The organism is Rhodovibrio sodomensis (assembly GCF_016583645.1).
In the GTDB taxonomy this organism is placed as follows: Bacteria; Pseudomonadota; Alphaproteobacteria; order Kiloniellales; family Rhodovibrionaceae; genus Rhodovibrio; species Rhodovibrio sodomensis.
The window spans coordinates 32,533-40,377 of the sequence record NZ_NRRL01000071.1; the positions used below are offsets into that span (position 1 = coordinate 32,533).

A 7,845-nucleotide genomic window follows, 5' to 3' on the forward strand; every position below is an offset into this window, starting at 1 on the left:
TTCACGAAACGGGACGCCTGTCACGCGGTGTCTTACCTAGGACACTGCTGTCAGGCGCACTGGCGTCACGAGGACCACGAGGAGGCGCAAGATGAGCGCACCGAATACGCTGGCCGACGTGCTGGCCGCAATCAAGTCCGATACGGAGCTTAGTCAGCGCGAACAGCAGGACATGGCCTGGGCCATCCGCCACGTCGGCCGTACGCTGGGCGTCGCGTTGAGCGACATCTCGGCGAGCCCACCCGTTCTGACGAACCGCCTTAAGGCAGTCGAACCCGCTGCGGCCGGCGTGAGTGGCCGCACCTGGTCGAACGTCCGCTCACAACTCAGGAAGGCCCTGCGGCATACGGGCGCCTTCATCGAACCCGGCCGGCACAAGGGCCAGCTCACGTCTGACTGGCAACAGCTGCTCGACGCGATCGACGTCCCGTGGCTGCGATATGGGCTCTCGCGCTTCGCTCACTTCGCCTCCGACAACGGCTGGGCGCCAGGGGAGATCGGCGACGCCCACTTCGCCGTGTTTCGCGACGCCCTGGAGAACCACTCGATCTGCCGGACCCCCGAGCGTGCCGCGCATCGGGCCATGATCAACTGGAACAAGGCTGCTCGCGAGGTGCCCGGCTGGCCGCCGACCGAAATCACAATTCGCACCAGGGATCCCGGCTACACCTTCGACTGGGATGCCTTCCCGCCCCAACTTCTCTCGGAGGTCGACGACTACTTCCGCGAACGCAGCGGGAGCGACCCGTTCGGGACCACCGGCCTCAAACCGCTCGCCGAGGTCTCGGCCCAGACCCAGAAATTCCAACTACGCCAGCTCGCGTCGGCAATGGTGCACCGCGAGGCGGCCACCTGCGACGAACTCGTCAGCCTGGCCGCGCTCGTCGAACCCGATCGCTACAAAGCAGGCCTCCGCTTCTTCTATGAACGCCAGTGCCAGCAACGTTCCACCCAGTTGACCCAAATCGCGAACGCCGGGCTCGGCGCCGCCCGTTACCTCGTCCAGCGCGGGGCCATCGACCAATCAGAATTCGACGCCGTACACCACGCCTACAAGCGGGTCGAATACCGCGGGAGTGGCATGTCGGAGCGAAACCGCGAGCGCCTGCGCCCGTTCGCCGACCCTGATAACGTCGCTGCGCTCATCACCCTCCCCGACCGGCTCGCGAAGAGGTGCGGATCAACCGCCACGGTGCGCGACGCCTACCGCATGCGCACCGCGCTGGCCATCGAGCTGTTGCTGATCTTCCCGATGCGGGTGCGCAACCTCGCGACGTTGAACCTGGACCAGCATGTCACCCGCACTCAAGCCAACGGCAAAGGCCGAACCTTCCTTCACCTCCCTGGCATGGAGGTCAAAAACCGCGAGACGCTCCAGGTGGAACTACCGTCGCGAACAGCGAAGCTGCTGGACAGCTACGTTCATTCCTACCGCCCGCTGCTGGTCCGGGATAACGGCGCCTGGCTCTTCCCCGGCCGTGAAGGCAGCCATCAGCACATCGCCGCGTTCGGCACGTACCTCAAGACCGCGATCAAACGCGAGACGGGCCTGACGGTGCATCCGCACCTTTTCCGCCACCTGGCTGCGAAGCTGTACCTCGACGCCAATCCCGGCCAGTTCGAGGTCGTCCGCCAGGTGCTCGGCCACCGCTCGCTGAAGACGACCGTTGAAACCTACGCGGAGTTCGACAGTCAGCAGGCCGTGGAGATGTACGACCAGCACATTCTAGCCCTGCAAACGAAGCTGGTCGGCAGCGTGGAGGACACTGACCATGGCTGAGGTGAAGTCTCTGCCGCTAACCGCCTGGCCACAGGCGGATCGCGATGCCTGGGCCGCCGTGCGGTCCGCTGGCGACATCTTCGATGACGGAGGGGGCGCGGCACACTGGCGCTCATCGACCGTGAAAAACTTCGAGCAAGACTACGGGTTATGGCTTGGGTGGCTTGCTGCGCACGGGATGCTCTCGGGAGCGCCGGGCGAGCGCGTCACGCAAGCCAACGTTGAAGCTTACGTGACCGACTTGCGCGAGCGACAGGCCGCCGTCTCTGTCGCCAACCAGGTACGCCGCCTTTACCGAGCCATGCAGCTCTTCGCCCCACAACACGACTGGAAGTGGCTGAAGGATCTCAAGGCTCGGCTTCGCCGGGACGCGGAGCCAAGCAAGCCGAAACCCGACGCACTCACGCATCCGGCCGAACTCTACACGTTGGGCATGCGGTTGATGGACGAGGCCGAGACCGACGGCACCTTAAAAGCAAGGCGTGCTGCCGTCGCATACAGGGACGGGTTGATCATCGCCATCCTGGCCGCGCGGGCACCTCGCCGTCAGGAGTTCACCGATATGCGACTCGACGTTAACCTACGTCACGATGGCGGCGCGTACTGGCTCGTATTCTCAGCCGCGGAGACCAAGCAGAAGCGCGCCAGTGAGCACCGACTGCCCGACGACCTCACGGCACGCGTCGATCGCTATCTCGAGCATCACCGCGAGGTGCTCGCCGCGGGCCCGCGCAACGCCGAGCCTCGCGAGGCCCTCTGGCTAACCGAGTTCGGTGATGCCCTCAGTGCGATGGCTGTCAACGTGGTCGTCCGAAAGCACACGGCCGCGAGACTGGGCATACCCATCCCACCTCACCGATTCCGCGATTGCCTAGCCACCGCATGGGCGCTCGACCTGCCAGAACACGTTCGGATGGCCGGAACCATGCTCGACCATCACGACCCGAGTATGACCGAAGCCCACTACAACCAAGCTCAGCGGCACCGAGCGCTCAGAGCCCACGCTTCGACCATCAGTCGTCTACGCGATCACCACAAGGCAGGGTGCTGAGCCGATGACTGAAGGTGTCTGGAAACCCGCCTAACCCTTCTGATTATGCGTCGGCACATGATGGCCCGAAGCGGCCTAATGCTTCAAAAACAGTATAGCTAGCCCCCATTTGTCAAATGATTCTCGTGTTTTCTCATGATATTTTGGAAAAGCCTTGGTGCCCCGATTATACCACGAGATGTCTCCGGAATATCAACGGCGTCAATATTCCCGGATTTTTCAAACGTCTGCACTTCGTTATGCACATAACGCATGACACTCAAAAGTTCGTGCGTTTCTTTATGGCGAATAGCAGCAAAACGTGGTAGCTCCTCAAGCGTTACTATATCCACGGGGGTTATGAAGCGCCGTTTGTACGAGCCCTGCCAGTAACAGCGTATGTGTCCAGCTCTTTGGACACGCATATCACCATCTTCAACCGAAAAGAAAGCCTCGAAAAGCGGACTATTTAACACAAGGACTGGGAACGCGACAACACTTGAGTAAAGGATTTCACCCTCATCACTGAATTGCATGTTATGAATCTCAGTGATAGACGTAACAAGATCACAAAGAGATTGTAATGCATTATAGCAAGCATCACTTCCTGACGATTGAAACTCCCGCGCATTGAATCCAGGGCGAGTCCACGCTTTAAAAATGTCAAGACCTTGAACGTACTCACTGCCAGCAAGTACCCATAAAAGTGCTTCTGCTCCAAGACTCGAAGGTGCCTGTGCAATCGCACCCGATGACGCCATACGCGAATATGGGCTAGTAAAAATAACCCAAGGCTTAGACGGTTTCTTGCATTCGAATACGTGATTTATCCTTAGCAAAAAATTACCCATGTGCTCATCACAATTTGTTATTACATCAATTTCTCGCATTTTATCCCGTTCAACGTCTGGTACGTGCAGCCCCTGTGTTACCGCATACCCTTGATTTCTCAATATTTTTGCAGTTTGAAATTCCGTTGGATAACCTTCCTTCGAGAGCCATTTCTTTACGCGGTTATCTAGGCTTTCTCGATTGCTCTCGTTTTCTTTTTCCGACATTATAATATTTCGCTCCAGGTACGTCTGATGTTTCGTACTTAGAAGTGTCAAAAATCGCCGCCTTTCGAGTCAAGTCTATCCACTAAAGCTGGAAGCCCGCCTGACTTATTTACACGGATAAGATCCATGGCCGATATGCTATGTCTGATTCTGGCCCGAGGCCGCTGCGATGCCTGGGGCGGAGCGTGGCGGCTCCGCCCTCAGGTTCAGACGTCGACCTTCTCCGCGATGGCGAGGGCGTCGTCGACCTCCACGCCCAGGTAGCGGACCGTGCTCTCGATCTTCGTGTGGCCGAGCAAGAGCTGCACCGCACGCAGGTTGCCGGTTCGCCGGTAGATCAGCGTCGCCTTCGTGCGACGCAACGAGTGCGTACCAAACAGCGCCGGGTCGAGACCCGCGAGCCCGATCCAGTCGCAGACGAGCCGCGCGTACTGGCGCGTGGACAAGTGCCGGCCCTGACCGCCGCGACCGTCAAAAAGGTAGTCGCCTCCTGTCTTGCCGGACCGCCGAACGTGGACATCGACGGCCTCGCGGGTCTGGTCCGTCAGTTCGAACTTCACCGGGCGACCGGTTTTCCGCTGGCGGATCGTGGCACGGTCGAGGGCGTAGCCGTGGGGCGCGACGTCGGCGACCTTGATCGCCACCACATCGCAGCCGCGTAGCTTACTGTCGATCGCCAGGTTGAACAGGGCGAGGTCGCGAGGTTTGCCGGCGAGCTGGAGGTGCGTTCGGATGGCCCAGACATGCTTGGCTTGAAGCGGCGGCTTCGGCCCGATGAGCTTACCCGAGTTCCAGGCTGTTCCCTTTACTGGCTTTGAGGGCGTCGTGGACATCGTCTCGTCTCCTTGTTCGAGGTTTCTCAAGGAGCGCAACGTGCCAGCTTATCGCCGGAGGGTGCCGCTTTCGGTGGGCGCCCGGGCCGCGGCATCGCGGTCACTGTGCATGCTTGGGTCTGTTTGCGTTGTAATGTCGTTGACGGTTCGCGTTTATGTTGCATCATCGGTTGTATGAAGCAGAAATCCTACGACTCGGCTCTTGCCAGTGTCCTGCGCCGAAAGCGCGCCGAGGCTGGCTTGTCGCAGAATCAGGCCGGAAGACGCGTCGGTGTTACGTTCCAGCAGCTACAGAAGTACGAGAAGGGCACCAACCGTGTGTTTTTCTCGCGGTTTGTCGAGCTTGCGAGCGTCTACGGGACCACGCCCGAACAGATCATAGCCGAGGTCCGGGAGGTGCTCGACGCGAAAGCGCCCGAGACCGAGGTGTCTGATAGCCGTCAGACGACGGAGCTGATCCGGCTCGCGCATGCGGTTCCGCGTTCCACGTTGCAGGGCGTTCTCGACCTCCTCCGCTCAATCGCGAAGTCGGCGCCGGATGAGCGTCCGTCGTAGGGCTCAGGCGATTGCCGCGGTAGGCACGGTCGTAGCCGTCGCCATCGCAAGCCCGGCGGCCGCCCAGAGCGTGACCGGCCGAGCGAGCGTCACGGACGGCGACACGTTGGAGATCCGAGATGTCGATATCCGATTGCACGGGATCGACGCGCCGGAAGGCGCCCAGACCTGCATCGCGGGTGGTCAGCGGTGGCCGTGTGGGCGCCGAAGCGCCAACGCGTTGGATGCGAAGATCGATCGCCGCACCGTTCGCTGCGAGGGCCGTGACCGGGACCGCTACGGCCGGCTGATCGCCGTGTGCTACCTGGGCTCAACCGACCTGAATGCCTGGCTCGTGCGGAACGGCTGGGCGCTCGCCTATCGCCGCTACTCCCGAGACTACGTGCCCGAAGAACGACGTGCCGAAGCTGACGAGGTGGGCATCTGGCGGGGCCAGTTCGTGCCACCCTGGGATTGGCGTCAGGGCGAGCGACTAGGCGGCCAGGGTTCCGGTGGCTCGTCCTCGTCCCGCGACCGCGACTGCGGCGACTTCGCGACCCAGGCCGAGGCCCAGGCGTTTTACGAGGAAGCCGGTCCTGGCGATCCGCACCGGCTCGATGGTGACGGTGATGGGCGTGCCTGCGAAAGCCTGCCGTAAGTTGGGGGCGCCGGACGGTCCAAACCGAGACGCTCGCCGCGGGTGCCCCGATGGCACCAGAGCGATGGCGATTGATGGCTCGAAACCAGCCGACGCTATGAAGACATGCTGCCGCAGGAGGTGACCCTAAGCGGTCTTGTGGACGAGGGGTGATCTATTTAGAGTTCTGGGTAGCGATCTATACATTTAAGATAAGTCGTTCTCTAAGGGGTTATTTACCTGGGACATCTTGAAAACACTCAGTGGTAAGCAGCCAGTCTGGCGGGATATGGTCTCTAAAGAACAGCCCGCAGTCCAGTTGACGTTGCCGGGCACAGTAGGCTGGATCAGCCAGCGCGTAGCTCCAGACCTCAAGAAACTCTCGAACAATGTTTGGGACTTCGCCACGTTCGCGCATCATTGTCACGTCGAAGAAGGGATGCCCGGCGAGCAATGCGTCAGGACCTGGAACGCCGAACTTAAACAGGACTGGTTTGCCATCGTTGGCCAAAAGCTCAACCCCGTCAGGGCCGAGCAAATCATAAGCAACCCGTTGATCAAATTCCGAGCCGTAGTTGAGATAGTGATTGAAGCTGTTAACAAGACCCGCACGAGACAGCGTTAGGTGCGCTTGCCCTTCCCGCTTGCCTACTCGTGCATCTGGACCGTAAGCCTTGATTAGGGCATCGACTCTGTGATGCTGATTAGACCAATCCGGATGGTGGGAAAGTGCTCGGCTGATGCGAGCATGCCGGGCTCCCGCCTCTAACGGGAGAAGCCCGGTCTCTTGGACAGATCTGATCTCGGTGTCAGTGAGCCGAGTCCCGTGGTAGCCGAAAATCGTGTGGGACCTCAGCCATTCAAGCGTAACATCAATAATTGGCTCTCGGTTGCCGAGCTCGAAGACGATGCTCAACGCATCTTCTAGAAACTCGGGCTCGTAGCGGGCAATCTGGTCTACAAAATCTGATGGAAGGTGGTCCTTTAAGACCAAAGTCAGGGACGGTGCCCATTCGTCGTTTCGGTCGAAATCTATCACGCTCGCTGTTGCTCCGCTTCCGAAAGTTGCACGTCTAGACCTCTCGAAAATATCACGCAGAAGGGGCTGCGACACCGATTGATACCGAAAAGCCGGGCGATGGACGCGCACACCATGGCGGCAGGTCTTGGCCCGACCCGGCCGACGTCCCGGATCAGCGAGGCGGCAGGTCCACCCTCGAAACCCGCCGTCATAATCCACGGAGAGATCGACCGGCGCTGGCTGAACCCGGGCGCATTGACCTGGGGCCTAGGCGGATTCGACCAGTCTTGGGCCGGCCCGTCGTGGTGCACTCATGGTGCACCAAACGGCAAAAAACCCGGATGCGTGCAGATACGCGCGGATGATTTCTCATAGTTAACCCGTTGATAAAACGGCCTTAATTTATCCTGGTGTTTCGCGGAGGCTCTAATTCGGAGGACTTAAAATCCCGGGGCCACAGGCCGTGGGGGTTCGAGTCCCCCCGCCCGCACCAAGGCTATCTGATCAACTCCAGCAAACGCGTCCGGCGCATGATCCGCGCCGGCGATATGCCTAGCCGATCGTTACCCCCGACTCGCGACCGAACGGATGGTCACGCCCGGACGGAACAATAGGACGCCGGGCCCGGCACACCGCCGCCGGTCTCGATCGGCTCGCTGGCGGGAAGGGCGATCGTGACCCGTGTCCCCCGTCCGGGGGTGCTGTCGACCTGGATGTCGCCCTGGGCAACCTCGACAAGGCGTGTCTGGACGCCCCCACAGATGCAAGCCCTTTTTCCTCGGGTCCGGTGTAGGCATGCGGTCAGGTGCAGTCGTGTCTTCGGCCTCTCGATGCGGCCGTTACACGCCGCGGGCCTGTATGGAGATACGCGGACCGGGTCCAATACGCTTACTCGCACTGTAGCGTGCAGCGCCTTCGTGCTGGTTTTCCCGACCCCGTCTCGATGACCGTT

7 protein-coding genes are annotated in these 7,845 nt (G+C 60.6%); 4 read left to right on the top strand and 3 right to left on the bottom strand.

Annotation, left to right across the window (positions count from 1 at the left end; genetic code table 11):
* Positions 1–91 precede the first annotated feature (91 nt).
* The gene (locus tag CKO28_RS18915) at positions 92–1,780 is read left to right on the top strand and encodes a tyrosine-type recombinase/integrase (protein WP_200342374.1); all 1,689 of its coding nucleotides are present in this window, start codon (positions 92–94) and stop codon (positions 1,778–1,780) included.
* Positions 1,773–2,831 (top strand): tyrosine-type recombinase/integrase, encoded by a 1,059-nt coding sequence (locus CKO28_RS18920; RefSeq protein ID WP_200342375.1) that lies wholly within the window; start codon positions 1,773–1,775, stop codon positions 2,829–2,831. Before CKO28_RS18915 ends, CKO28_RS18920 begins: the two co-directional genes overlap by 8 nt.
* A 98-nt stretch (positions 2,832–2,929) precedes the next feature.
* On the opposite strand, the gene CKO28_RS18925 is transcribed toward CKO28_RS18920, so the two are convergent.
* On the bottom strand, positions 2,930–3,868 hold the full coding sequence (locus CKO28_RS18925; protein WP_200342376.1) for a hypothetical protein: 939 nt from the start codon (positions 3,866–3,868) through the stop codon (positions 2,930–2,932).
* Between the two features lie 206 nt (positions 3,869–4,074).
* Positions 4,075–4,701 (bottom strand): tyrosine-type recombinase/integrase, encoded by a 627-nt coding sequence (locus CKO28_RS18930; RefSeq protein WP_200342377.1) that lies wholly within the window; start codon positions 4,699–4,701, stop codon positions 4,075–4,077.
* A 174-nt stretch (positions 4,702–4,875) separates the two neighbouring features.
* Between CKO28_RS18930 and CKO28_RS18935 the strand changes: the two genes are divergently transcribed.
* Positions 4,876–5,256, top strand: coding sequence for a helix-turn-helix domain-containing protein (locus CKO28_RS18935; protein ID WP_200342378.1), 381 nt, complete (start codon positions 4,876–4,878; stop codon positions 5,254–5,256).
* Positions 5,240–5,893: a thermonuclease family protein gene (locus tag CKO28_RS18940; RefSeq protein WP_207168871.1), complete on the top strand. Its 654-nt coding sequence runs from the start codon at positions 5,240–5,242 to the stop codon at positions 5,891–5,893. The genes CKO28_RS18935 and CKO28_RS18940 overlap by 17 nt, the downstream gene beginning before the upstream one ends.
* Before the next feature lie 211 nt (positions 5,894–6,104).
* Here the strand turns inward: CKO28_RS18940 and CKO28_RS18945 are convergent, their stop codons facing one another.
* Entirely contained in the window at positions 6,105–6,911 is an 807-nt protein-coding gene (locus tag CKO28_RS18945) for a hypothetical protein (RefSeq protein ID WP_200342380.1), read from the bottom strand.
* Positions 6,912–7,845 lie beyond the last annotated feature (934 nt).

Bases quoted from the DNA above. Each gene is read 5' to 3' on its own strand.
- CKO28_RS18915 (WP_200342374.1), top strand. From the start codon at position 92: ATGAGCGCACCGAATACGCTGGCCGACGTGCTGGCCGCAATCAAGTCC.
- CKO28_RS18920 (WP_200342375.1), top strand. From the start codon at position 1,773: ATGGCTGAGGTGAAGTCTCTGCCGCTAACCGCCTGGCCACAGGCGGAT.
- CKO28_RS18925 (WP_200342376.1), bottom strand. From the start codon at position 3,868: ATGTCGGAAAAAGAAAACGAGAGCAATCGAGAAAGCCTAGATAACCGC.
- CKO28_RS18930 (WP_200342377.1), bottom strand. From the start codon at position 4,701: ATGTCCACGACGCCCTCAAAGCCAGTAAAGGGAACAGCCTGGAACTCG.
- CKO28_RS18935 (WP_200342378.1), top strand. From the start codon at position 4,876: ATGAAGCAGAAATCCTACGACTCGGCTCTTGCCAGTGTCCTGCGCCGA.
- CKO28_RS18940 (WP_207168871.1), top strand. From the start codon at position 5,240: ATGAGCGTCCGTCGTAGGGCTCAGGCGATTGCCGCGGTAGGCACGGTC.